General features: G+C 63.5%; 25 protein-coding genes and 1 pseudogene. 6 read left to right on the top strand and 20 right to left on the bottom strand.

What is annotated here, in order from left to right; genetic code table 11:
* Positions 1 to 285 (top strand): ATP-binding protein (locus tag BLR51_RS22380; RefSeq protein ID WP_165616902.1); only part of this gene is annotated, 285 nt, incomplete at its 5' end.
* Between the two features lie 67 nt (positions 286 to 352).
* On the opposite strand, the pseudogene BLR51_RS22385 reads toward BLR51_RS22380, so the two are convergent.
* The 6 genes and pseudogenes from BLR51_RS22385 to BLR51_RS22410 form a co-directional block, all read right to left on the bottom strand.
* A pseudogene (locus BLR51_RS22385) lies at positions 353 to 1,318 on the bottom strand (conjugal transfer protein TrbE); the annotation flags it as partial.
* A gap of 6 nt (positions 1,319 to 1,324) precedes the next feature.
* Positions 1,325 to 1,606, bottom strand: a complete 282-nt coding sequence (locus BLR51_RS22390) for a VirB3 family type IV secretion system protein (RefSeq protein WP_009573786.1) — start codon at positions 1,604 to 1,606, stop codon at positions 1,325 to 1,327.
* Positions 1,606 to 1,938: a TrbC/VirB2 family type IV secretion system protein gene (locus BLR51_RS22395; protein WP_043870011.1), complete on the bottom strand. Its 333-nt coding sequence runs from the start codon at positions 1,936 to 1,938 to the stop codon at positions 1,606 to 1,608. The genes BLR51_RS22390 and BLR51_RS22395 overlap by 1 nt, the downstream gene beginning before the upstream one ends.
* Positions 1,935 to 2,882, bottom strand: a complete 948-nt coding sequence (trbB, locus tag BLR51_RS22400; protein ID WP_425352949.1) for a P-type conjugative transfer ATPase TrbB — start codon at positions 2,880 to 2,882, stop codon at positions 1,935 to 1,937. Before trbB ends, BLR51_RS22395 begins: the two co-directional genes overlap by 4 nt.
* Positions 2,883 to 3,442: 560 nt before the next feature.
* Positions 3,443 to 3,631: a multicopper oxidase domain-containing protein gene (locus BLR51_RS22405; protein WP_035746442.1), complete on the bottom strand. Its 189-nt coding sequence runs from the start codon at positions 3,629 to 3,631 to the stop codon at positions 3,443 to 3,445.
* On the bottom strand, positions 3,628 to 3,972 hold the full coding sequence (locus BLR51_RS22410) for an ArsR/SmtB family transcription factor (protein WP_089851196.1): 345 nt from the start codon (positions 3,970 to 3,972) through the stop codon (positions 3,628 to 3,630). The genes BLR51_RS22405 and BLR51_RS22410 overlap by 4 nt, the downstream gene beginning before the upstream one ends.
* Positions 3,973 to 4,028: 56 nt before the next feature.
* On the opposite strand from BLR51_RS22410, the gene BLR51_RS22415 reads away from it, so the two are divergent.
* From BLR51_RS22415 to BLR51_RS22425, 3 genes are read left to right on the top strand one after another with little or no spacing between them, the layout of a single operon-like run.
* Positions 4,029 to 4,883, top strand: coding sequence for a cation efflux transmembrane domain-containing protein (locus BLR51_RS22415; RefSeq protein WP_089851198.1), 855 nt, complete (start codon positions 4,029 to 4,031; stop codon positions 4,881 to 4,883).
* Complete coding sequence (gene lspA, locus BLR51_RS22420; protein ID WP_035714444.1) at positions 4,880 to 5,380, top strand: signal peptidase II; 501 nt, start codon at positions 4,880 to 4,882, stop codon at positions 5,378 to 5,380. The genes BLR51_RS22415 and lspA overlap by 4 nt, the downstream gene beginning before the upstream one ends.
* A gap of 3 nt (positions 5,381 to 5,383) precedes the next feature.
* On the top strand, positions 5,384 to 6,631 hold the full coding sequence (locus tag BLR51_RS22425; RefSeq protein ID WP_089851199.1) for a cytochrome P450: 1,248 nt from the start codon (positions 5,384 to 5,386) through the stop codon (positions 6,629 to 6,631).
* On the opposite strand, the gene BLR51_RS22430 is transcribed toward BLR51_RS22425, so the two are convergent.
* From BLR51_RS22430 to BLR51_RS22490, 14 genes are all read right to left on the bottom strand, one after another.
* Positions 6,615 to 7,274, bottom strand: a complete 660-nt coding sequence (locus BLR51_RS22430; RefSeq protein ID WP_082849320.1) for a cation diffusion facilitator family transporter — start codon at positions 7,272 to 7,274, stop codon at positions 6,615 to 6,617. The two genes, BLR51_RS22425 and BLR51_RS22430, sit on opposite strands and share 17 nt — an antisense overlap.
* 111 nt (positions 7,275 to 7,385) lie before the next feature.
* The gene (locus BLR51_RS22435) at positions 7,386 to 8,000 is read right to left on the bottom strand and encodes a class I SAM-dependent methyltransferase (RefSeq protein WP_067631010.1); all 615 of its coding nucleotides are present in this window, start codon (positions 7,998 to 8,000) and stop codon (positions 7,386 to 7,388) included.
* A 4-nt stretch (positions 8,001 to 8,004) separates the two neighbouring features.
* Positions 8,005 to 8,706, bottom strand: coding sequence for a cytochrome c biogenesis CcdA family protein (locus BLR51_RS22440; RefSeq protein ID WP_373282748.1), 702 nt, complete (start codon positions 8,704 to 8,706; stop codon positions 8,005 to 8,007).
* Positions 8,707 to 8,821: 115 nt separating this feature from the next.
* Positions 8,822 to 9,343: a TlpA family protein disulfide reductase gene (locus BLR51_RS22445; protein WP_035746432.1), complete on the bottom strand. Its 522-nt coding sequence runs from the start codon at positions 9,341 to 9,343 to the stop codon at positions 8,822 to 8,824.
* Positions 9,340 to 9,918 carry a DsbE family thiol:disulfide interchange protein gene (locus BLR51_RS22450; protein ID WP_236549773.1) on the bottom strand — a complete coding sequence of 193 codons (579 nt, stop codon included), beginning with the start codon at positions 9,916 to 9,918 and terminating at the stop codon, positions 9,340 to 9,342. Before BLR51_RS22450 ends, BLR51_RS22445 begins: the two co-directional genes overlap by 4 nt.
* Before the next feature lie 384 nt (positions 9,919 to 10,302).
* Positions 10,303 to 10,734: a hypothetical protein gene (locus tag BLR51_RS22455; RefSeq protein ID WP_043870020.1), complete on the bottom strand. Its 432-nt coding sequence runs from the start codon at positions 10,732 to 10,734 to the stop codon at positions 10,303 to 10,305.
* A 2-nt stretch (positions 10,735 to 10,736) separates the two neighbouring features.
* Positions 10,737 to 12,722, bottom strand: coding sequence for a conjugal transfer protein TraG (locus BLR51_RS22460; RefSeq protein WP_085816333.1), 1,986 nt, complete (start codon positions 12,720 to 12,722; stop codon positions 10,737 to 10,739).
* A gap of 27 nt (positions 12,723 to 12,749) precedes the next feature.
* Positions 12,750 to 14,504 carry a relaxase/mobilization nuclease domain-containing protein gene (locus BLR51_RS22465; protein WP_089851203.1) on the bottom strand — a complete coding sequence of 585 codons (1,755 nt, stop codon included), beginning with the start codon at positions 14,502 to 14,504 and terminating at the stop codon, positions 12,750 to 12,752.
* A gap of 372 nt (positions 14,505 to 14,876) precedes the next feature.
* The gene (locus tag BLR51_RS27225) at positions 14,877 to 15,041 is read right to left on the bottom strand and encodes a hypothetical protein (RefSeq protein ID WP_009573755.1); all 165 of its coding nucleotides are present in this window, start codon (positions 15,039 to 15,041) and stop codon (positions 14,877 to 14,879) included.
* A 414-nt stretch (positions 15,042 to 15,455) separates the two neighbouring features.
* Positions 15,456 to 15,761, bottom strand: coding sequence for a hypothetical protein (locus tag BLR51_RS22470; RefSeq protein WP_089851205.1), 306 nt, complete (start codon positions 15,759 to 15,761; stop codon positions 15,456 to 15,458).
* A 96-nt stretch (positions 15,762 to 15,857) separates the two neighbouring features.
* Positions 15,858 to 17,984, bottom strand: coding sequence for a ParB/RepB/Spo0J family partition protein (locus tag BLR51_RS22475; protein WP_089851207.1), 2,127 nt, complete (start codon positions 17,982 to 17,984; stop codon positions 15,858 to 15,860).
* Between the two features lie 116 nt (positions 17,985 to 18,100).
* Positions 18,101 to 18,589 (bottom strand): RadC family protein, encoded by a 489-nt coding sequence (gene radC / locus BLR51_RS22480; RefSeq protein WP_188758804.1) that lies wholly within the window; start codon positions 18,587 to 18,589, stop codon positions 18,101 to 18,103.
* A 110-nt stretch (positions 18,590 to 18,699) separates the two neighbouring features.
* Positions 18,700 to 19,095 carry a DUF2958 domain-containing protein gene (locus BLR51_RS22485; RefSeq protein WP_089851212.1) on the bottom strand — a complete coding sequence of 132 codons (396 nt, stop codon included), beginning with the start codon at positions 19,093 to 19,095 and terminating at the stop codon, positions 18,700 to 18,702.
* Positions 19,092 to 20,054 (bottom strand): ArdC family protein, encoded by a 963-nt coding sequence (locus BLR51_RS22490; RefSeq protein WP_089851214.1) that lies wholly within the window; start codon positions 20,052 to 20,054, stop codon positions 19,092 to 19,094. Before BLR51_RS22490 ends, BLR51_RS22485 begins: the two co-directional genes overlap by 4 nt.
* Positions 20,055 to 20,494: 440 nt before the next feature.
* Here BLR51_RS22490 and BLR51_RS22495 point away from each other — a divergent pair, with 440 nt between their 5' ends.
* Together BLR51_RS22495 and BLR51_RS22500 are read left to right on the top strand one after the other, a co-directional pair.
* On the top strand, positions 20,495 to 21,724 hold the full coding sequence (locus tag BLR51_RS22495; RefSeq protein WP_207543676.1) for a hypothetical protein: 1,230 nt from the start codon (positions 20,495 to 20,497) through the stop codon (positions 21,722 to 21,724).
* A 237-nt stretch (positions 21,725 to 21,961) separates the two neighbouring features.
* Positions 21,962 to 22,225: a pyocin activator PrtN family protein gene (locus BLR51_RS22500; protein ID WP_020043354.1), complete on the top strand. Its 264-nt coding sequence runs from the start codon at positions 21,962 to 21,964 to the stop codon at positions 22,223 to 22,225.
* Positions 22,226 to 22,284 lie beyond the last annotated feature (59 nt).

Genomic DNA, 22,284 nt, shown 5'->3' on the forward strand with positions numbered 1-22,284 from the left:
CTCGACGAGCTCGGATACCTGCCGTTCAGCGCCTCGGGCGGCGCCTTGCTGTTCCACCTCCTCAGCAAGCTCTACGAGCGCACAAGCGTCGTGATCACCACGAACCTGAGCTTCAGCGAATGGGCCAGCGTCTTCGGTGACGCCAAAATGACCACCGCGCTCCTCGATCGCCTCACACACCGCTGCCACATCCTGGAAACCGGAAACGACAGCTATCGCTTCAAGGCCAGCTCGGAGACCGCGAAAAAGAAGAGGAAGGAGACGCCAATGTTGACCCCATCATGAACCGACCGACATACTGACAGGCGGGTCAAATCTCGATGACAATGCTGGGTCAGTTCTCAGTGACATCCAACACCTGCAGGGCGATATCTGCGTCAGCGGCCTTGTTCGCGGCATCGGTATCGACCAGCGCGGATTGCTCGTTGGTCATCACCTCCTTGAGGATCGCGGCGATGCTCTTACGCTTGGCAAACCACTGACGGCGTATCCGGGTCAGCAGCTTCGTCGCATCCAGCTTGTCCATGAGGATGGCCCGGGTCGACCAGCGATAGGGAAAGGCCAGCCGGTTCAACTCGTCGAGCAGGCCCGGGGTCGTGGCGCCGGGAAAGCCGGTGATCGTCAGGACACGGAGATGATGATCGCCCAGACGCGGCTCCAGCCCACCGGCCAGCGGCTGGTCGGGCAAGAGCGCGTCGAGATAGACCGGCACCTCGGGCACGCGCACGCGATGCCGGTTGGTCGAAATCGTCGAATGCAGGTAGGTCAGCGTAGCGGCGTCATCGAGCCAGTGGCAGTCCGGCATGAAGCCGTCGAGCAGCGCCAGTACGCGATCAGTACGGTCGATGAAGCCGCGCACCTGTTCCCAGGGGTTCACACCCGAGGTTTCGTGGCCCTCATAGAGCCAGGATTCTGAACGTGCTGCATCCTCGGCGGGCGGGAGCCAGAGGAGGGTCAGCAAATAGCCGGATACGAAGTGGCTCCCCTCCTCTTCGAAATCGGCCTTGCGCTCGGCATCGACCAGCGCCGATGCCGCATCCGGGAAGATGCTTGCCGGATAGGTGGCAGCCTCAGAGCGCTGTGCTTCAACAAAAATCGCCCACCCGGAACCGAGCCGGCGGAAGGCGTTGTTCAGCCGTCCCGCCACCGCGACCAGTTCGGCCGCGACGGCGCTGTCGAGATCGGGACCCCGAAACTTCGCTGTCCTCTGAAACGAGCCGTCCTTGTTGAGGACCACGCCCTCCCCGACCAGCGCCACCCAGGGCAGGTAGTCGGCAAGACGCGACGCGGTGCGGCGGTATTCTGCGAGTTTCATCATGGGAGTTCACACCGAGAGATGACCGGGAATGCGCAAATGGCGGCGGGCGACCTCGACGAAGAGCGGATCGCGCCTGGCCGCCCAGACAGCAGCGATGTGGCCGACGGCCCAGATCAGGATCCCTACAAGCCAGAGCTGAAGCCCGAGGCCGACCGCACCGGCGAGCGTGCCATTCAGAATGGCAACCGAGCGCGGTGCGCCGCCGAGCAGGATCGGCTCGGTCAGCGCACGGTGAACCGGCACGCTGAACCCCGGCACCGCGTCGAGGGCCTCAAAACTCACCGCCATCAGATCAGCGCTCCGCCACCGAAGCTGAAGAAGCTCAGGAAGAAGGACGAGGCCGCAAAGGCGATGGAAATCCCGAATACGATCTGGATCAGCCGCCGGAAGCCACCGCCGGTATCGCCGAAGGCCAGCGTCAGACCGGTGACGATGATGATGATCACCGCCACGATCTTGGCCACCGGCCCCTCGACGGAGTCGAGGATGGATTGCAGAGGCGCTTCCCAGGGCATGGAAGAACCGGAGGCATGAGCGGCCGGGGCGATGAACAGGCTGACATAGGTGGCGGTGGCCGCAGTGGCGATGTGGCGCCGAATGCGCAGGGTGTGACGGATCATTCGAGGTCTCCTGGTTCGTGAGTAGTGGGTTCTGAAATGACAGGTGAAATCCGGTAGTCGCCGTCCGGCCCGAGGCCCTTGACGCGGGCGAGTTCAGCCAGACGCCGTGCGGACCCTCGACCGGCCAATACAGCGACGAAGTCGATGGTCTCCGCGATCATGGCGCGGGGCACGGTGACGACGGCTTCCTGGATGAGCTGTTCGAGACGACGCAGCGCGCCGATCCCGGTACCGGCATGGATGGTGCCAATGCCGCCGGGATGTCCCGTGCCCCAGGCCTTGAGAAGGTCCAGCGCCTCGGCGCCACGCACCTCACCGATCGGAATACGATCGGGGCGCAGACGCAGCGAGGAGCGCACCAGGTCGGACAGGCTGGCAACACCGTCCTTGGTACGCATCGCCACGAGGTTCGGCGCGGCGCATTGCAGTTCTCGGGTGTCCTCGATGATCACGACGCGATCAGAGGTCTTGGCCACCTCGGCGAGCAGCGCATTGGTCAGCGTGGTCTTGCCGGTCGAGGTCCCACCAGCCACCAGGATATTGGCACGGGTCGCAACTGCTTGGCGCAGCGCCTCGGCCTGCGTCGGGGTCATGATCCCAGCAGAGACATAGTCGTCGAGCGTGAACACAGCGACAGCGGGCTTGCGGATGGCGAAGGCCGGGGCTGCGACGACGGGTGGCAGGAGCCCCTCGAAACGCTCGCCTGTTTCCGGAAGCTCCGCAGAGACTCGCGGGGACTGGCTATGAACTTCGACGCCAACATGATGGGCGACCAGCCGAACGATGCGCTCGCCATCGGCTGCGCTGAGCGTCTTGCCGCTGTCTGCCAGCCCCTCGGAAAGTCGGTCGATCCAGAGCCGCCCATCGGGGTTGAGCATCACCTCGACGATCATGGGGTCGTCCAGAAACCCGGCGATCGCCGGCCCGAGCGCGGTGCGCAGCATCCGCGCGCCTCTCCGGATCACCTCTGGTCTCTGATCGTTCTTTGCCATGCCGGCCCCGTTCCCTTACGGGCGCCTCCAACAGGCGGCCCTGGATCGGGGTCGATTAAGAAAGTCGTAAATGCCTACGGCTCAACAGGTTTCCGCGGGGCGTAGTAGCGTGGCGTGCAAAGACAGGAAAACGGCGGAATGATCCTCAGATCCACTCTAGGAGGAAGGCGTCGCGGCCACCGTCATGAGAACATGGCGGTTTCGGGCGAAGACCGGCCGTTCTCCGCACCTGCGAACCGAGATGGACGTTTTGTTGATAGCGGCCATTCCACCGGACGATAAAACCGGGGCGTTGCCGCATCTCCGCATGACCGCTCGGAGCCCTTTTTGACGAATGCTGCCGAGCGACTGGACGGCCGCTTCGGCGGACCCGCAGCTTAGCGAGGTGTTCTCCGTTCGGGTCTAGACATACTCCGTAATGCGTTTCAACAAGGCGACACCGGCACCTGATAGAACGCCGCAAGAAGACGTAAGCTCTTGACGACGCCCGGTGTCGAGCGGGTGGGGTCCTGTTATGTGACCGTAAACTGCCCCATCATGCCCGCATCCTCGTGTTCGAGGATGTGGCAGTGATACATGAATGGTGTCTCTTCCGAAGCCAGCTTGTCGAACCTCAGCAGGATTCCGGTCGGACCCTGCACACGGACAACATCTTTCCAACCGATCTGCGCCGAGTCGACCGGCCGTCCGTTCTGACTCACGCCTCACGATAATTGTCACACGCCTCAACACCCTTTGCGACCACGTCGAGAAGTGCGTCCACATCGTTCAGAAGGACCGTGATGCGCGGGCTGCTGATACGATAGCGGATGAAACGCCCATCGCGATCGCTGGCGACAAGCCCGCACTCCAGCAGGCACCTCAGATGGTTGGAGACGTTGGGTTGCGATAGTTCCGTCCGCTCGACGAGCTCGTGAACGGCCAATGGCTCGTTGCAAAGTGCACCGAGGATGGCCAGGCGGCTCGGGTCCGCGAAGCCGCGGAACAGCTTCGCCCGTCGCTCGATGGTTGCGCTCTTGCGGTCATCGACCAATTGCGCCATATCACTCCTCGCTGATATGTTGTTCTTCGATTCATCCTAGCAGGAATAGCGCGACCATGGCCAACACCGAAAATGCCGGATCGACGGCAGATGTCCCGCCCGTCCGTTACCGGGTTTCCGGTATGGATTGCGCCAAGGATGCCGCGCAGATCGAGCGGGCGGCACAGGCAGCCGGGGTCGCGCCCGGCGATGTGAAAGTGTCGGCCGCGACGCACATCATGACACTGACTGCACCCGAAGTGCGCCTGCCGGACATCGAAAAGGCAGTCGCGGTGACAGGCTATGGCTTCGACCGGATCGAGGGCGATGAAGACATTCCGCCGAATCCTGCCCATCAGGACCCGGCCTACCGCCGTGCCCTCTGGATCGTCGTGATCCTGAACGTGGGATACGGGGTCCTCGAAATGATCGGCGGTTTCATTTCCGGATCGCAGGCCGTGAAGGCCGATGCGCTCGATTTCATCGGCGATGGCGCGATCACCTTCCTCGGCCTGCTGGCCATCGGCTGGAGCCTCGCCTGGCGGGCACGGTCGGCCTTGATCCAAGGCATCTTCCTCGGCCTGCTCGGCCTTGGCGTCCTCGGCACGACCATCGTGCGAGTCTTCGAACGGACGACGCCGGATGCAGGTCTAATGGGCCTGCTTGGCATGATCGCCCTTGTCGTCAACGTCATCTCCGTTCTGCCGCTGCTGCGGTTCCGCAAGGGCGACGCGAACATGCGGGCCGTCTGGCTATTCTCGCGCAACGACGCCATCGGCAATGCGGCGGTCGTCATCGCCGCCGGTCTCGTGGCGTGGCTGGGCAGCGCGTGGCCCGACCTTATCGTCGCCTTCGGTATCGCCGGACTGTTCCTGCACTCCGCTTGGGCCATCATCCGCGACGCGCGGGGCGATCTGAAGGCGACGGCATGAACGGTCGCGTTCTCGGTGGGCTCTGCGCAATCGCAGCGCTCGGTCTCGATCAGGGCACCAAGGCGCTCGCCCTGACCACACCGGCGCTCGAGAGCGGGGTCGAGGTTTTACCCTTTCTTAACCTCGTGCGGGTTCTGAACGATGGGGTCAGCTTCGGTATGCTCGGCGGGTTCGTACCGTGGTGGGGTCTCATCGCGCTTGCTGGCGTGATCGTGGCATGGCTATTGATCTGGTTATGGCGCGCGCCGGACAGGCTGACAGCTGCCGCTCTCGGTCTGATCATCGGCGGCGCACTCGGCAATATTCTTGACCGCGTACGCTATCAGGCCGTTCCTGACTTTCTCGACTTCCATTACGGATCATACCACTGGCCGTCCTTCAATCTCGCGGACGTAACGATTTTCTGCGGCGCAGCCCTGCTGTTCTGGGACAGCTTCCGCTCTGCGAAGGACAAGCCTGGTCAGAGTGAACGCAAGGAAAACACAACGGGGGTGTAACCCATGTTCGGCATACCATCTGCGAAAGGCTTTGACAGCACACTCGCCCTGCTGCGCAACCCATATGGGTTCATCTCGGAGACCTGCCGCGCACTCGACACAGACCTGTTCGAAACCCGCATCCTCCTTCAAGAGACGATCTGCATGACCGGCGCGGCGGCAGCGGAAGTTTTCTATTCCGAGGATAAACTGATCCGCGCGGGCTCGATGCCGGGCCGCATACAGAAGACCCTGCTGGGCGAAGGCGGCGTTCAGGGATTGGACGGCGCTGCCCACCAGCACCGCAAGAAGATGTTCATGTCACTCATGGGGACCGAGCGGATCGCCGCGCTTCAGGGCACGTCGCTTCACATGTTGGACAAATATGCGCCGGACTGGGAGGCGAGGAACGAGGTCGTCCTCTATGACGAAGTGCGCGAAATGCTCACAAGAGCTGTCTGCGCCTGGGCCAGGGTGCCGCTTGATGAAGCTGAGGTGGCGACCCGAAGGGCGCAGCTTACAGCGCTTTTTCAGGACGCCGGGGCCCTTGGCCCCAAACACTGGCGCGCGCGTCTGGCGCGCCACCGCCTGGAAAAATGGGCAGCACGGCTAATCCAACAGGTCCGCGATGGTGAGCTTCAGCCGACGCAGGAAAGTGCCCTTCATATCATCGCGACATGGCGCGATCTCGATGGGGAGTTGTTGACCCCCAGGGTGGCCGCCGTAGAGCTGTTGAATGTCCTGCGCCCGACCGTCGCGGTATCCGTGTTCATAGTTCAGGCGGCGCATGCTTTACATCGGCATCCCGAGTGGCGGCAAAAGCTGAAGGACGACGAGGGACAGCTCGAACCTTTCGTGCAAGAGGTCCGCCGTCTGTATCCGTTCTTTCCCGCGGTTGCGGCACGGGTGAAGAGCGATTTCGAGTGGCGCGGATATCGCTTTCCCAAAGGGTACAGGGTTCTGCTCGACCTCTACGGCACGAATACCGACGCTCGTTCGTGGGACGCGCCGCAAGAGTTCCGGCCCGAGCGGTTTCACGATCGGGAGGTCACTCCCTACGAGTTCATTCCGCAGGGCGGTGGCGATCACCACAGGAACCACCGTTGTCCGGGCGAGTGGATCGCGATCAGCCAGATGAAGGCGTTTTGCAGTTTCTTCGTGAACGCCATCGACTACGAAGTGCCGGATCAGGATCTGGATCTGGAAACCGGAGAACTGCCGCCCATGCCCAAATCTCGGTTCATCATGCGTAACGTCAGGCCTCGGCAGTAGCTTCGCCCTCGTCCGGATCGACCGACCGCGCATCCTTCGTGGCCTCGAACGCCTCCCATGCAACGTAGGGCACGATCAGAAGCGCCGCCACCGGGTCGGCCCACCACCAGCCCATCCATTGCGTCAGACCGATCCCGGCCAACACCACGATCGTCTGATACTGGCAGATCATGGTGTCCTTGGCATCGTACTTCAGGGCGGGCGCATCGAGCCGCTTGCCGTAGCGATACTTGCCCCAGGCGAGGAACGGGTTGGCCACGAGCGAAGCACCCAGAATCGCGATACCCCACCAGTTGAAGCCCGGCGCCTTCTGCGAAATGAAGGCGGAGACCGCCTCGTAGAGGATCGCCGCGACGACGATCCAGAAGGCACAGGCAACCACGTAGAGCGCGACCTTCTTGCGGTGCAGGACCGTGCGCTTGTCGGCACCGTCCACCTCACTCTTCAAGCGCCAGATCAGAGTCGCAGCCGAGGTGGCCTCGACCGTACTGTCGAGGCCCCAACTCACCAGCGCTGCGCTGCCGGTCAGAAGTCCCACGGTGACGGATACGACGACCTCGATGATGTTGTAGACGAGGCTGGCGATCTCGACCCGGATGCCGCGCGTCAGATTGGCCTGCCGGTTATCTTGATGACTGCTCATAACACCTCATCACCGCAAAATTTTCGGCGAAAGTTCGAGGCGAGAATTGGCTACCTTGCCATCAGTTGCGCCACGGATCGAAAGCCGAGATTGTCCTGTTTCCAAGCTTCCTCAGTAGAGGCGAGCTTGTCCCTCATACATGAAAACCAAGGGCTTCGGACCTGTCGCGTAACCGGTGTTGAGCCGCTCCATGCGGAAGCCGCTTGTCTCGATCAAGTCGGCCGTCGGGCGGTCAAGATGGCAGTTCCCGGCGCAGTGTTTCCAGACAGGCGTCAGCCAGCGTTGCCAGCGCCGGATACGGGGTCCGGGCGCCAGGCCATGCTCGACGAAGCGGAAGACGCCATCCGGCTTGAGAACGCGCCGGATCTCGGCGAGAGCCTTCTCCGGTTCCGAAACGCTGCAGAGTGTCCAGGTGGCGACGACGCAATCGACGCTGCGATCTTCGAGCGGCAATGCTTCGGCCACGCCCTCGATCATCTCGGCCGCGGGCATCAGTCCATGGGAGGTTTGCGCGGCCCGAGAGAGGAGTTCGGGCGACGGATCAATACCGATGATCTGGCGCACGGCCTCGGGGTAGAGCGCAATGTTCAGGCCCGAGCCGATTCCGATCTCCAGCACACGCCCATGCAGCCCGGAGATGGCGCGGCGCCGGTAGGGAAGAAGTTGATCCTGGCCCATCGCCAGATGCGTCAGCCGAGGGAGGATATGTTTCTCGTACAGTCGCATCTGTTCACCCGATCCGCGCAAGGACAGGGAAGGTGTCCAGCAGCCAGTAGGCCAGTGCGCTCAACCGCCCGGTCATCATCGCCAGGCCCATCAGGATCATGACGCCGCCCGCAGCCTGATGCAGGCGGCGACCCCAACGACCGATGCCGCGCAGCCTGCCGGCAATACTGTCGGTGAACCCCGCGACGACCAGAAACGGGATCCCAAGGCCGGCCGAGTAGACGGCAAGCAATGCGACGCCCTCGCCAATCGTCGCGCTTGTCGCGCTGGCGGTTAGGATGGCACCGAGGATCGGCCCGATGCACGGTGTCCAGCCGAAACCGAAGGCGAGTCCGAGCACGTAGGAGGCGACCGGTTGCCCGCCCGGCAGGTCGAGATGGAAACGCAGGTCGCGCTCCATGGCCGACAGGCGCGCTGCCCCGATCATGAACAGACCGAACAGGATCACGATCGCGCCGCCGACGAGGTTGAGTTCGTAGCGCCACTGCAGCAGCGTCTGACCGAGCGCGGTGGCAGAGGCCCCAAGCGCGATGAATATCGTGGAGAAGCCAAGGACGAAACAGAAGCTGAGCCAGACGGCCCGCCCCTTCGAAGGCGCTGCACTGCCGGCGACCGTACGTCCGGCAACGTAGGATACGTAGCCGGGCACGAGCGGCAGCACGCAGGGCGACAGAAAGGAAACGGCACCGGCCAGCAATGCCGCCATTAGTCCAAGAACGGAAAGTTCAATCAAATCCACATCTCCAAACTGATCGGTAGACCGCCACCACGTGTGCGCACGGAGCGGAACGGCTGGCGCGGTCGTCGTGCTTTTCCATGTCCTATTGCTTACGTTCGTCAATAAGAGCGCTTATCTGCGCAACGGCTTCGGGGCTGTTCCATTCGGCCGGGCCTGCGAGGCGCCCCCGCTCGCGCCCAATGCGGTCGATCAGAATCGTTGTCGGCAGACCCACCACGGCCAAGGCCAGCATCGCGCGCGTATCCTCCGCGATATAGAGATCGAGGTTGCGAATGCCGGTCTCTCGGTAGAAGCGGCGCACAGGTTCGAGACCGGCCCGATCGATCGACAGCGGCAGAACATGAAAATCCGATCCGCCGAGGCGCGCTTGCAGCGCGTCGAGCGTCGGCATCTCCTCGCGACAAGGCGGGCACCAAGTCGCCCAAATGTTCAGAAGCACGACACGTCCCTCGAAGTCCGCCAGCGTCAGATTCCGTCCATCTCCATCCACGAAAGGCGGCGACAGGAGATCACGCGGAGTCCCGTGATTAGGGATCGGTGGTCGGGCGGAGGCAGGGCTTGCCGCAAGCGCCAAGACTCCGGCAAGGACGTCACGTCGCCTCACGGGTCGCTCTCAGCCTGCAACCGGCGCACGACCGGCAGAATGTCCTCCTCAAGCGAGGCCTGATCAAAGGGGCCGACATGCTTGTATGCAATGCGCCCCTCGGCGTCGATTATGTATGTTTCCGGCACTCCATAGACGCCCCAGTCTATCGCAACGCGGCCTGATCGGTCCGCGCCGATGCGGGTGAAGGGATCGCCGAGCTCTTCGAGGAAACCCAGCGCCTCCTCGGCATCGTCCTTGTAGTTGATACCGTAGATCGGAACGGTGCCCGCTTCGGCAAGATCGACGAGAAGCGGGTTCTCCGTGCGGCAGGGGACGCACCACGACGCCCAGACGTTGACGAGAGAAACCTGGTCTTGCAGGTTCGCCGAGGCTAGGCCGTCCTGCCGCCCTTCGATGGGCGGGAGCGCGAATTCCGGGATTGGTCTTCCGATCAGCGTCGAGGGCAACCGGTCGTCGTTGTTCCAGAGGCCCCAGTAGAAGACTACGCCCAGCAACCCAAACAGAAGAATAGGCAAAATCATGAGCGGCCGTCCGCTCCGGCGCCGCTTTTCTTGGTTATCCTTCGAACTCATAGCCTGCCATCAATGCTTGGAAGGAATAAGGTATCAGCAACCGCTGATATGAAGCAAACCGTCGCCGATCACAATGCCGAACGATGGGGGAGGCTTGGCCGCGGCTTCGCAGACCCGAGCCATACTTACTGTCTAGATTCTTAAGAAATCAGCGAAAGGTCGGTATCTGAAGAGGCCGTTGAATTCAGACCTCTGAACGGCCCCTTCGTCCCGCATAGCGCACGTTAGCCTCATCGGGACCTTCGCAGCCGCCGCGAATGGCCGTTGTCGCGAACGCAGCAGCAATTCGAGGTGATCACGGAGGTCCGCTCAGGGGCGAGCAACCCGGACATGCTGATCACGGCTACAGTTCCCACGTCTGCGGCGGCGGCAGGTGACATCTTTTCAGCTACCTGCCCCGCCATCAACATCCTCGGACACCTCTTGCCGCAGCTTCGGCCCCTGGGCCAGGCGTCTACCGAGAGCCGAGATGAATGCCTCGTAACGCTCCCCTGCCTTGGCCCGAGCCGCCTTGGCTGCGGGTTCCGGCAGAGCCGGTGTTGTTGCCAGCCAGAAACGTATGAACACCGCCAGGCTTTCGATGGAGATCCCGACATCGCGTTCCAGCCGGGTGATCCGCCTGTCGATCTGATCCAGGCGTCGGGCCAGAACCGCCTCGCGGCGCTCTCCGTCATCCGGAGAGAGGAAGGATGCGATCGCGGCCTCGGCCACCATCGACTGGGATCGATCACGCCGGGCGGCGAAGTCTGCCAGCATCTGCATTACCTCGGGATCGAGGTAGACCGAGATCTTCGTCTTCTTGCGGCTGGTGGTCATGATCAAAGCTCCATGCCGTCGTCGGGATTGAGGGAGACCTGCCGCGCGACACCGCGCATCTGCTGCATGATGCGGCGATTGCGAATGGCACCGTCCTCCTCATCCTCGGGTGGGTCGAATTCAAACTCGTTCTCAATGGGGGACTGCCTGTCGACCGGCCGAGGCTGCGCCAGCTCCGGCTGAAGACGGCGCTCTGACGCAGTCGGGTCCTCATCCTCCGATCCCGTCTCGGATACTGGCTCCAACTCGTCGTTCTGCGTTGGGACTGCCAGACTGCTCCAGTCATCCTTCCCCGAAGCGCCCACATTCCCCAAATCGGGTGGCGGCAAGACCCGCTCGGTGAACCGCGCATCTTTGTAATACCGTGCTTTTGTCGCCCGGATCGGCGGTGTGCCGGCCACCATGACGATCTCATCGGACGGCGGCAGTTGCATGATTTCTCCGGGGGTGAGCAACGCCCGCGCGGTCTCCGATCGGGACACCATGAGATGGCTGAGCCACGGCGCCAGACGGTGCCCGGCATAGTTCTTCATCGCCTTCATCTCGGTAGCGGTGCCGAGAGCGTCGGATACCCGCTTCGCCGTGCGCTCATCATTGGTCGCGAAGCTCACCCGGACGTGGCAATTGTCGAGGATCGAGTTGTTTGGGCCGTAGGCCTTTTCGATCTGGTTCAGCGACTGGGCGATGAGGAAGCTCTTCAGCCCGTAGCCCGCCATGAAGGCCAGCGCGCTCTCGAAGAAATCCAACCGGCCAAGCGCCGGGAACTCATCGAGCATCAGAAGCAGCCGATGACGGTCATCCTTACCCTGTAGGTCTTCGGTCAGGCGTCGGCCGACCTGGTTGAGGATCAGCCGGATGAGCGGCTTGGTGCGATTGATGTCAGAGGGCGGCACCACGAGATACAGCGTGACGGGGCGCACTCCCCCGACAATGTCACCGATCCGCCAGTCGCAGCGGCGCGTGACCTGCGCGACCACGGGGTCGCGATAGAGGCCAAGGAAAGACATCGCCGTCGAAAGCACACCGGAGCGTTCATTCTCGGACTTGTTGAGCAACTCGCGGGCGGCGCTGGCGACCACGGGATGCGGCCCCGCCTCGCCCAGGTGCGGCGTCCGCATCATCGCGCGGAGTGTGGCCTCCACGGGGCGCCGCGGGTCGGACAGGAAGTTGGCGACACCGGCCAGCGTCTTGTCCTTCTCGGCATAGAGCACATGCAGGATCGCACCGACGAGCAAGCTGTGGCTGGTCTTCTCCCAGTGGTTTCGCCTCTCCAGGCTCCCCTCGGGGTCGACGAGGATGTCGGCGATGTTCTGGACATCGCGAACCTCCCACTCCCCACGGCGCACTTCCAGCAAGGGGTTGTAGGCCGAGGAGTTCGGATTGGTCGGATCGAAGAGGAGGACCCGACCGTGCCGGGCGCGGAACCCTGCGGTCAGTTGCCAGTTCTCGCCCTTGATGTCATGAACGATGGCCGAGCCGGGCCAGGTGAGAAGCGAGGGTACGACAAGCCCTACCCCCTTGCCGGATCGCGTCGGCGCGAAGCAGAGTACATGCTCCGGCCCATCGTGGCGCAGGTATTCCCGCTCATAGCGGCCGAGGACCACTCCATCCGGGTCCAGCAATCCAGCCGCCTTCACCTCGCCCTTCTCGGCCCATCGGGCTGATCCATAGGTCGCAACGTTGCGGGCCTCGCGGGCACGCCAGACCGACATGGCGATGGCCACACCGATGGCGATGAAGCCCCCAGAGGCGGCGATGATCCCGCCTGTCGCGAAAATCGGCGGCGCGTAGGCCTCGTAGAAATACCACCACCAGAAGATGGCGGGAGGATAGTAGACGGGCGTCCCGAACAGCTCGAACCAGGGCGGTCCCAGCTGTGCCTGATAGCCGAGGCTCGCGGCCACGTATTGCGTCGCGCCCCAGGTGGTGGCCAGAATGATGAGGAAGACGATAGAGATTTGCCCCCAGAGGATCTTGGTCGCGGACATGACTGTCGCTCCTTTCCGGTGTGTTGATCAAAGGCCAAGACCGCGCTTGCGGCCAAAGTCCCAGTCCACTCCGCTGTCCCCGCGCGCGACGCCGGTGACATCCCGGCCGAGGTGCTTTTCGAGAGACGGAGACCAGGGCACCAACTGGAAGCCGAGCGCGCCGTCAGCTCCAAAGCCCTCGATCATGGCAAAACGGCCCGAAGCCAGCACGAGACGCTGGCGATAGATGCCGCTGACGTAGTCACCCGGATCAGCCTTGTTGAACGGCAAACCGGTTTGCCCCGAGAGCTGCGCGCCAACCGCCTGCAGCTCGCGGTCGCGCAAGGTTCCGAGCAGGCGCCGGGCAAAGACCACCCTGCCGTCCCGCCGCTCTCCTAGCCCTTCCGTGACCAGGTGCTCGGCCCGGGCTTCCAGGGCCTCCCGGACCTCGGCACCGAAGCCCTGGTCCGACAAGGCGAGCGGGGCGCGCGCGATTGCCTGCCGGTCGAGCCAGGTGGCCCCGGACGCGGTGACCTGAGTAGCAAGTTCCAGGTCGGACCGAGGTGCCAGTGCGACACGACGCTGGCCGCGCGCATCGTCATAGGTGCGGAGTTCCACGATAGAGCCGGGGGCGCTGTCGCCGGCGGCGTCGAGATGGGGCAGACGGATATGGTGGCTCCGGCCATCGACACCATCGACGACGGCATAGGCTGTCCCCTTCAGCTCGTCATCGAGGCCCCGCTGGACCAGACAACCGATGACAGGAACATCGAGGCTCTCTGCGGCAAGGACGAAACTCGAGGACCCGCGCTCGATCCCGCGTTCCGTCAGCGCCCGATGCATCCGCTTGATGATGTCGCCACGCTCCCCCATCTCCCGCAGGACTGCCTCTGCATCATCCCTGATGTGCCATTGCGACTGTCCGATCTGGTCGGCGACGCCGAGCACTTCCAGCCGGCGCAACCGCCCGACCTTCAGCGCGTGAAACGCATCCGGCTGCCGATCCGCATCCGGCGCCATGTCGAGGATGCGGGAACGCCCGGCATCCCGGAGCAACTGACGATCGAGCTGCGTCCAGCGCTCGGCCCCGATCTGACGTTCAAGCGTGCGGCGGATGTCGAGATCGCTGCGTGGGCCCAGTTCCTGGGTGATGAGATCCCGTGCCCTGTCCCGCATGCCCTCCTTGATGTAGTCCCGCGAGATCACGAGATCCTGGCCGTCGTCGCGTACGCCCCGAACGATCAGGTGGACGTGCGGATGCGCGGTGTTCCAGTGATCGACGCCGACCCAGTCAAGCGACGTGCCGAGATCCTGCTCCATCCGCCCGACGAGATCGCGGGTGAAGGATTGCAGGTCGGACATGTCCGGCGCGTCGTCGGGTGAGACGATGAACCGGAAATGATGACGGTCATCGCGACACCGCTCGGCAAAGGCCCGGCCATCGGCATCCTCCGTTCCCGGCCCGAAGAGCCTGGCCTTCTCCCCCTCCCGGGTCACGCCGTCCCGGCGCAGGTAATCGAGGTGGGCTCCGAGGGGCGCGGATTTCCCGCTGTGCCGGACCACACGCGCCTTGACCACCGCGCCGCGTGTGCGGGCGGTGATGAGGCGGTTGGCCTGAATACTGGCGCGTTGACCGCGCCCGAAGCGGGACCGATTGCCCGTGGTGACGCGCCCGGCCCGCGAGACGCCACCGCCGGCCTTTTTCGCGGCAGCCAGAGCTTGTGCGATGAAGGGCCGGGCCTGCTGCGCCCGGGTAGAGCGGATACGCCCCGGGCGGATGCGGAACTCGCGATCATCGGGCATATGAAATCCCCGCACAGTGCGAAACAACGCAAAAGATCAGAGTGTTAGGCACATCTCGCACGGTGCAGGCACGCGCCACACGGTGCGGAGCGCGGCAAAAACATGAACAAAAACAACCGCCCAACCGCCGCGCACCGTGCGCCCTTTTATCCTGCCATCCTTCGGTCGTGGTGCCCGCCACCACCGCCTGCCCCCTCAAAAGCACGCCAGAGTACGTCGGAATGCGAAGTGTGATCTCCCGGGTCATGGCCGGGCCTCAGCAGTCTCTCGCCGGACGAAGAGGCCCTCGGGCTGCGGGGTGAGGCCCGCCTGAGGTACCGCCGGGACGGGGGGAGAAGCGCCGCCGACGGTCCGGTGAGGCGCTTTCGCGCCTTACTCCCATGGATCCAGTTCCAGCTTCACCATGTCCTCATCGCCGTCGAACTCGTCGGCGGGCATGGCGCCGTGGGTTCCGTCCCCGGCCTGGAACACGACGATTACGACCATCAGCGTGGTGGCGAGGCTGGCGGCGAAAGCGGTTGCATCTGCATAGGACATCGGGATTGGCTCCTGTCACTGGAGGCGGGGGACCATCCCCCGCGCGACAGGCGCCCGACGTGTCTGACCGGATCTGCACTCACCCTCGGCGTTCGGACTTTTTCCGAATCCCCGAGGGCGGCACGTTTGCGTAAGCCGACCCCTCCGGGGTTGAATGTCAAAGAGACGGACCAGACCAAGGTTAGCGAATGGAAGCGGGGGTGGTGTTTTGCATCCGACAGGCGCCGGATCCCCCCTTGCAGATGCTTCGCCCGGCCAGCCTTGCCGCCACGCTGCCATCAGGAATGTGGTCGAGGACGGGGGCGGACACCGATGCCGAACATAATGAGCGGCACCGTGGTGAAGCTGGAACTGAAGCCATACAGGCCGATGACAGGTCCACGGTGGCGGCAACCGTCAGACGTGATCGGGCCTTCAGTCCCAGAGCCCATCGGCAATCTCGCGGGCGATCATGGCGCGCGCGCTCATCATCACGTCATCACCGCTGGTGTCGATATGACTGTAGAACCGAGCATGACCGCCGTTCGCGGTCCAATCGGCGTAGCGGCAATATTCGCGGGCTTCGAGACGGAAGGCGCGCATGTCGTCCGCCCAATGCGGCTTCGGCTCCACCACCACCGTGATGCCGTCGCAGGTTTCCTCCCATGGCAGCGTCCGTTCCGAAGGCGGGTTGGCGCTGTCCTTGCAAAAGATCTGGTCGATATCGATATCTGCGGACATCGGATTTTTCCAAAGAAAAGCCCGGTCACGAGGACCGGGCAAGTTGCGGAAACGGAAGGGATGAGGTGGGGCAGCGAAGGCCACCCCGCCTGAGCATCATTCGGCGGCGACCATCGACTGCTCTTCGTCCTCCGTGGCGTCTTCATCCTCGCCATCGCCGGCAAGGAATTCAGGCAAATCGTCCGCCTCCATGTCGACCCCGGCATCCACCGCGATATCGGCATCGCGATCCACCATGCGCAGTGGCGCCGGCAACCAGCCGGTTTCTGCCAGTAGCCGCTCGGCCTCTTTGGCCATATCGCCCTTCTTGAGGTGGTCGATGAGCTGGGCGGCCCGCTCGTCAGCGCCCTCGCGCACCGCCTCGATGATCCGGGGCTTGGTCACGCGACCGAGATAGTTGCCGACGGTCGGCCGCCACCCCACCGCCACCATGTCGAGGCCAGCTGCCCGCGCCAGCCGGTCGGCCTGGGACAGGCGCACGTCGAGCCCGTGCTGGCTGACGCCCATGCCGCCATAGGGGTTGGGCTTCTCGTGCTGGGCGTTGACGCCGAAGCTAACGCAATGGGCGAGCAACTCCATGCGGGTGTCGTCGTCCTGATCGACCAGCCAGTCCCAGAGCGCCGCATCGTCAGCCGGGATATGATCACCCCAGCGTTCGTGCCGCTCGGCGATGGCGCGCGCCGAGACGCTTTCGGCGAGGTCGTCGGCCTGCGCCGGGAAGTGAACCTCCCGGACATGAGCCTCGAGGCAGCCCTTGGGGGAATGCGGCAGGAAGCAATCGGTGACCAGTCGATGCAGCAGCGCCGTCATCGCGATATGCGGGTTCGTTGCCACGGCATCGCGGAGCGCCAGCGTGCGATGTGCGGTCAGCTCGCTGACGAGGCGATCGGGCAGAGGCCGGATGGTCTCAAGCTCTTCGTCCTCCTCGGGTTCGGTCGCCGTACCGCCCACCGTGATGACAGCGCGCTTCTTACCACCAGACTCGCCGCCCTCGGGAGCACAACCATCGGTACCCTGCCCTTCCTGACCCTCCACCGTCTCGTCGTCGGTACGGACATAGCCGCGCTCGACGGCGAGCTGGCCGTCATGGCGGATACTGACGAAGACACCGGCGCGAGCCATCTGGTCGGCGTCATAGACCATTGGCCGGGATTCCAGGGCATCCAGCGTTTCCTCGATCTCGCCGAGGCGCGCGTCCACCTCGTCGGGGAGTTCGCTGGCCTCGGCATATTCCGCTTCCAGCGCGTCGAACTCGTCCCGCAGCTTCTCACGCTCGGCACGCTCCTCGTCGGTCAGGTCGATGGTGGTGCCGGCCAGACGGCGCATGCCACTGGTATGGCCATAGGGGAAGTCCACGGCGACCTCGATCCACTTCCAGCCCTCGGCGGCGATGGTCTCCGCCTCGGCCTTCAGCTTCTCGCCCGCCAGCCGGTCGAGCAGCACCGGGTCCTGGAGCCAGCCGCCATCGTCCCGCTGGAAGAGATCGCGCAGCACATAGCCGCCGGCCGCCTCGTAAGCCTCGATGCCGACGAAGAGCGCCCGCTTGTCGGAGGCCCGGACGGTGGTCTCGGTCAGCATACGACGGATGGTATATGGCTCTTTCTGCCAGCCATCCTTGATCGCCTCCCAGACCTGTTCCTGCCGGACGTGATCCTCGGAGATCGTGAAGGCCATGAGCTGTTCCAGCGTCATTCCGTCCTCGGCATAGACTTCGAGCAGCACGGGCGAGACCGAGACCAGGCGCAGGCGCTGCTTCACCACCTTGCTGTCAACGAAAAAGGCCGCGGCGATCTCCTCCTCGCTCATGCCCTTGTCGCGCAGCACCTGGAAGGCGCGGAACTGGTCGAGCGGATGCAGCGGCGCGCGCTCGATATTCTCGGCAAGCGAGACCTCGTCGATCAGGATGTCGTCGCTGGCATCCGAAACGATGCAGGGCACCGGCGTGGTCTTGTTGAGGCGCTTCTGTTTGACCAGCAGTTCCAGCGCACGATAGCGGCGGCCGCCAGCCGGCACCTCGAAGAGGCCGGTTTCCTGCCCCTTCGCATCGAGCTCGGGTCGGACATGCAGGGACTGGATCAGCCCGCGGCGGGCGATGGACCCGGCCAGTTCCTCGACCGAGATGCCGGCCTTCACCCGCCGGACGTTGGACTGGCTGAGCACCAGCTTGTTGAAGGGGATGTCGCGCGAGGACGACAGGGTGATTTTCTGCGTGGCAGTGGCCATGTCAGTGTCTCCATGACGGACGCCGGGGAGCCTCTCTCTCCGGCAACCAGCCCGTCACGAAACCCCCACCCTCCTTTCCCTCTCACGGCCGAGCCGCGGATGAACGCGCAGACCCATCAGAGCTCGCCGCGGGCACGCAGGCTGGTCTCCCGGCCAGCACCGGTGATGATGTGGTCGTGCAGCACTACCCCCAGAGACGCACAGGCCTTCCCGATTTCTTTCGTCATCGCGAGATCGGCGGACGACGGCTCGGGATCACCGGCCGGATGATTGTGGACGATGATCAGCGCCGAGGCATTGAGCGCCAGGCAGCACCGCAGCATCTCCCGGGGATAGACCGGGACATGATCGACGGTGCCGACGGCGAGGCATTCTTCGGAGATCAGCCGGTTCCTCCGGTCGAGATAGAGGACATGGAAGCGCTCCACATCGCCCCTGATGGTGAGCGCGCAATAGTCGAGCACCGCCTGCCAGGACGTCAGGACAGGGTTCTGGTTGAGGTGACGCAGCAGGATCTGCCGGGCCTCATAGACTACGGCCTGCTCCTGGGCAGAGAAGCGGAGTCTCTGCGGTTCGACGGCGGGTGTTCTCATCTTTCGTGTCATGGTCCTGTCCTCCAACGGGCAGTCGGCCGGGCGCCGAGCTTTCACCGCGTCACGAGGAGGAGCGCCGCCCTCTTCCTGCGAAGAGAGCAGCGCCGAAGCTGCAGAACCCCTCAGGAACGCGGAGGCTCCGTGTCGGGTCGTGTCCCACCTGACAGGCGGCCCGAGCGATAAAGCAGGCGCTCGGCATCGCGAATGCTGCCGGTTTCGCGGGCGGCCTTGGCCCAGACCGAGATCGGAAAATCGCCCGTGAACAGCAGATCCCGCTCGATACCCATGCCGAAGGGCAGCCGAATGGAGCGCAGTTCGTTGAGGCTCCAGGAGCCAAGCTCCGGGTAGCCAATGTCGGCCAGGCCAAACATGATGTCGCCGTCCTCGTCGAGCTCGGTCGCGAGCCAGACACCGGCGCCGAAGGGATTGAAGAACTTCACGACCGGAATGTGGTCGGTATCAGCCTGGCAACCATTGGCCAAAAGCTGCGCGCGTTGTGACGCCGTCAGGAGGATCATGCCGCAGCCCTCCCGTCGGTCGAGGTTTGCTCTGCGGCGGCGCTGCCATTCTCCGGCAGATGGGCGAGCAGCCAGTCGGCCGCCTTGCTGGCCTGCGAGGCGGCACGGACGATGGCGCGGGAATTTTCGCGCATCACCTCCAGCCACGAACCGACGTAATCGGCATGACGGACAGTCGGGATGATACCGAGAGACGCGCAACAGAACGCACTCGAAATCTCGGCGATCAGTTCCTCGAAGGCATATTTCTTCGTGCCGAAACCGCCTGAGAGATCCCGAGACAGTCGGGAGCTGTGCCCCGTGGCGTGCCCCATCTCATGCAGCGCCGTGCGGTGCCAGTTGATCGGCTCGAAATACGCCTGCGGAGGCGGCACCTGCACATAATCCTGCGAGGGAACATAAAAGGCGCGGTTGCCGCCGATCCGCAAGTCGATACCGGTCGCCGCGATCAATGCCTCGACCCGCGGCTCGATCAGCCCGGGCGGCGGTGGCGGTGCCTCGACGGCGATGTCGTCGGGCAGCCCCTCGCATTGCGCCGCATTGAACACGGTAAAGCGCTTCAGGAACGGGATGCTGTTGGCGGCTTCCCCAGTCTCCCGAGCACGGCGCTTCTCGTCTTCAGGCGTGAAACGGTCGGCATAGACGACGGTCGTGCCCCGCTCGCCCTTGCGGACATTGCCGCCAAGCGACAACGCCTGGCGGAACGTCAGCCAGTGCTGGGTTGGATAGCCCTGCTGGATGACCGCGCCCCAGAGGATCAGGACATTGATCCCGGAGTATTGCCGACCTGTGCTGGCGTTGCGCGGCATGGTGAGCGGCGCCTCCGCCGCCGCCGTTCCCCAGGGCTGAATCCAGGGCAGCCGGCCGTCCTCCAGTTCGGCGATGATCTTGTCGGTGATGTCGTCATAAAGGTTCGTGCGCGGGCCGCTCTTGCGGGCAGCGCGATGCTCTCTCGCCATCGGATTGATCTCCGCGACGGGCGCCGGAGGCCTCTCCTCCAGCCCTCAACCCGTCACGGAAAACCCGCCCGCACTTTCACTCTCAGGGGGCGTTGCGGGGTCTCCCCGCTGATGGGGGTGCGTCGGCAACGCCAGTGCCGACCAGGGGGAAGGCTTTCCCCTCCCGGCTATTCACCGGGGGTTTTAAAGACTAGAACTGGATATCTCTGGACGTCGTGGGAGCAGGCTTGAAACGCTCAATCGGCGTACCCCAATTGAGTTGACGGAACGAAGTTTTGAGAGCGCTACCGCAATGGGAATTCAGCATTTATGCGCTGTCCCTCCCCAAGGGGCATGGGTTCGGAAACCGGCCCCCTGTCGGCGCATGGCTAAGCGAAGACGGTCTCTCATGCGGCATTCTCAGGCACGATCTGAACGATCGCTCCTTTGGGGTGCTGGTCATGCGGCGGCGAACCGACCGAGTCTGGACGTTGACGGCCGAGCGTGAAGGCTATGCCACTGAAAAGGAAGCCCTCGCCCAGTTGACGCCTCTCCTGAAAGACGGAGAGTCTCCGGAACCTGTTCCACCCGGCGTCATGCAGCGGCCCGCGCTTTATGATCTGGAAGGGAGGACGGCGAGCGAAGTGTTCGCAACGTTGACGCTGCCGTCCCATCACCCCGCGGCATGGACGCTCAACCAGCTCTATCTCGCGCTTCCAAAGCCAGATCGAAACTGGGCAGGTGATTGCCAGACGAATAACTTTCACACGCGGTTGTGGGAGGCGCAGTTGCTGGCGACGTTTCGCGAGCAGGGATTGCTCGTGACCCAACCATATGAGTCCCCGGATTTCCGCATCGAGAACAGGCATGGCGGTTCGGCATGGGTGGAAGCCGTGACGGCCAATCCGGCAGATCCTTACAACCATGTGAACGCGCCTCCGAGCGCCTTGCCAGCCGACCGGGAAGAGGCGTTTTTCGGCGCCGGAGCTTTGCGCTTTGCCAAAACGATCGGCAACAAGCTTGCTCGCAATTACGATCAATTGCCGCATGTAAAGGGTCAGCCCTTCGCCCTGGCGATTGCGGACTTTCAGGCACCGGCATCAATGATCTGGAGCCGGGAAGGACTGATCGGATATCTTTATGGCGAGGGCGCAGAAGAGGTTGAAATCGACGGGCGCATGCATGCGCGTCCGACGAAGGCATCCCACCTCAAGGGCAAGGCAAGATTTCCCGCCGGCCTGTTTGCCGATGCGGGCCACGCCGAGCTCTCCGCAGTAATCTTTTCGAACGCGTGTTCGATGGCCAAGCTCAACCGCGTTGCGGTATCGGGTCAGGGCGCACCGAGTGGACTGCGATACATGCGGATTGGCAACTTCTTTGACAGGACGCCGGGCGCTCTCAGGGGCATCCCTTTCTGCCTGGATGTGACCAGCGATGAATATCGCAACCTTTGGCCGATAGGGAGTGAGCCGTGGTCGGCTGAAATCGAGGTTTTTCACAATCCGTTCGCGCACCACCCCTTGCCATTTGAGCTTCTGCCGGAGGCAACACACTGGTTCGACCAAGACGGTGAGACGGTGTGTCGAAGTTTTTACGAAACCTCGATCCTTTGGTCCCAGACACTGATCCAAAACGACACGGATCCACCGCCGACCCTGGAGCAACTGATGTCGAAGGGTCCAAAGGCGTGAAAGACTTCATGCCGAATGCACCGAAGGTGCTCGCATTCGATCACCCGAGGATGTTTGCGACCCGAAGTACGCCTTATGCACGACCACCCAGGCACGGGTTCCCTACCCCTTCACATGCTGCAGACAGTCTCCCGGATCCAACGCTCCCGTCCGATTTGCGCGCCATGCTATCCGCTTCCCCGCCAACCCGCTGCGCGCCCTTCTCCCAACTATGCCATCGTGCTTCACTCCGGGATCATGAACACGGCGTTTCTCTTGATAGCAATGTATTCCGGGCGACCGATCATTCCTGCGGAGGATGTCGCCAGGGATTTTTTCGGTCTGAGTACTGACAAGTTCATCCGCAAAGTCTCGGCCGGTTCCATCGCCCTCCCCCTCGTCCGCATGGAAGCGTCGCAGAAATGCGCCAAAGGCGTCCATATCGACGATCTGGCCGAATACCTCGACAAGAGGCGGGCTGCAGCCGTCAAGGAATGCCTGCAACTGCAGGGCCTTCGGTAGGCATGTTCCCCTTTGAAACTCGCCGAAGGCGAGGCTGATACCCTTGGCGCGAAGCCACC

Source organism: Salipiger marinus (assembly GCF_900100085.1).
Taxonomy (GTDB): Bacteria; Pseudomonadota; Alphaproteobacteria; order Rhodobacterales; family Rhodobacteraceae; genus Salipiger; species Salipiger marinus.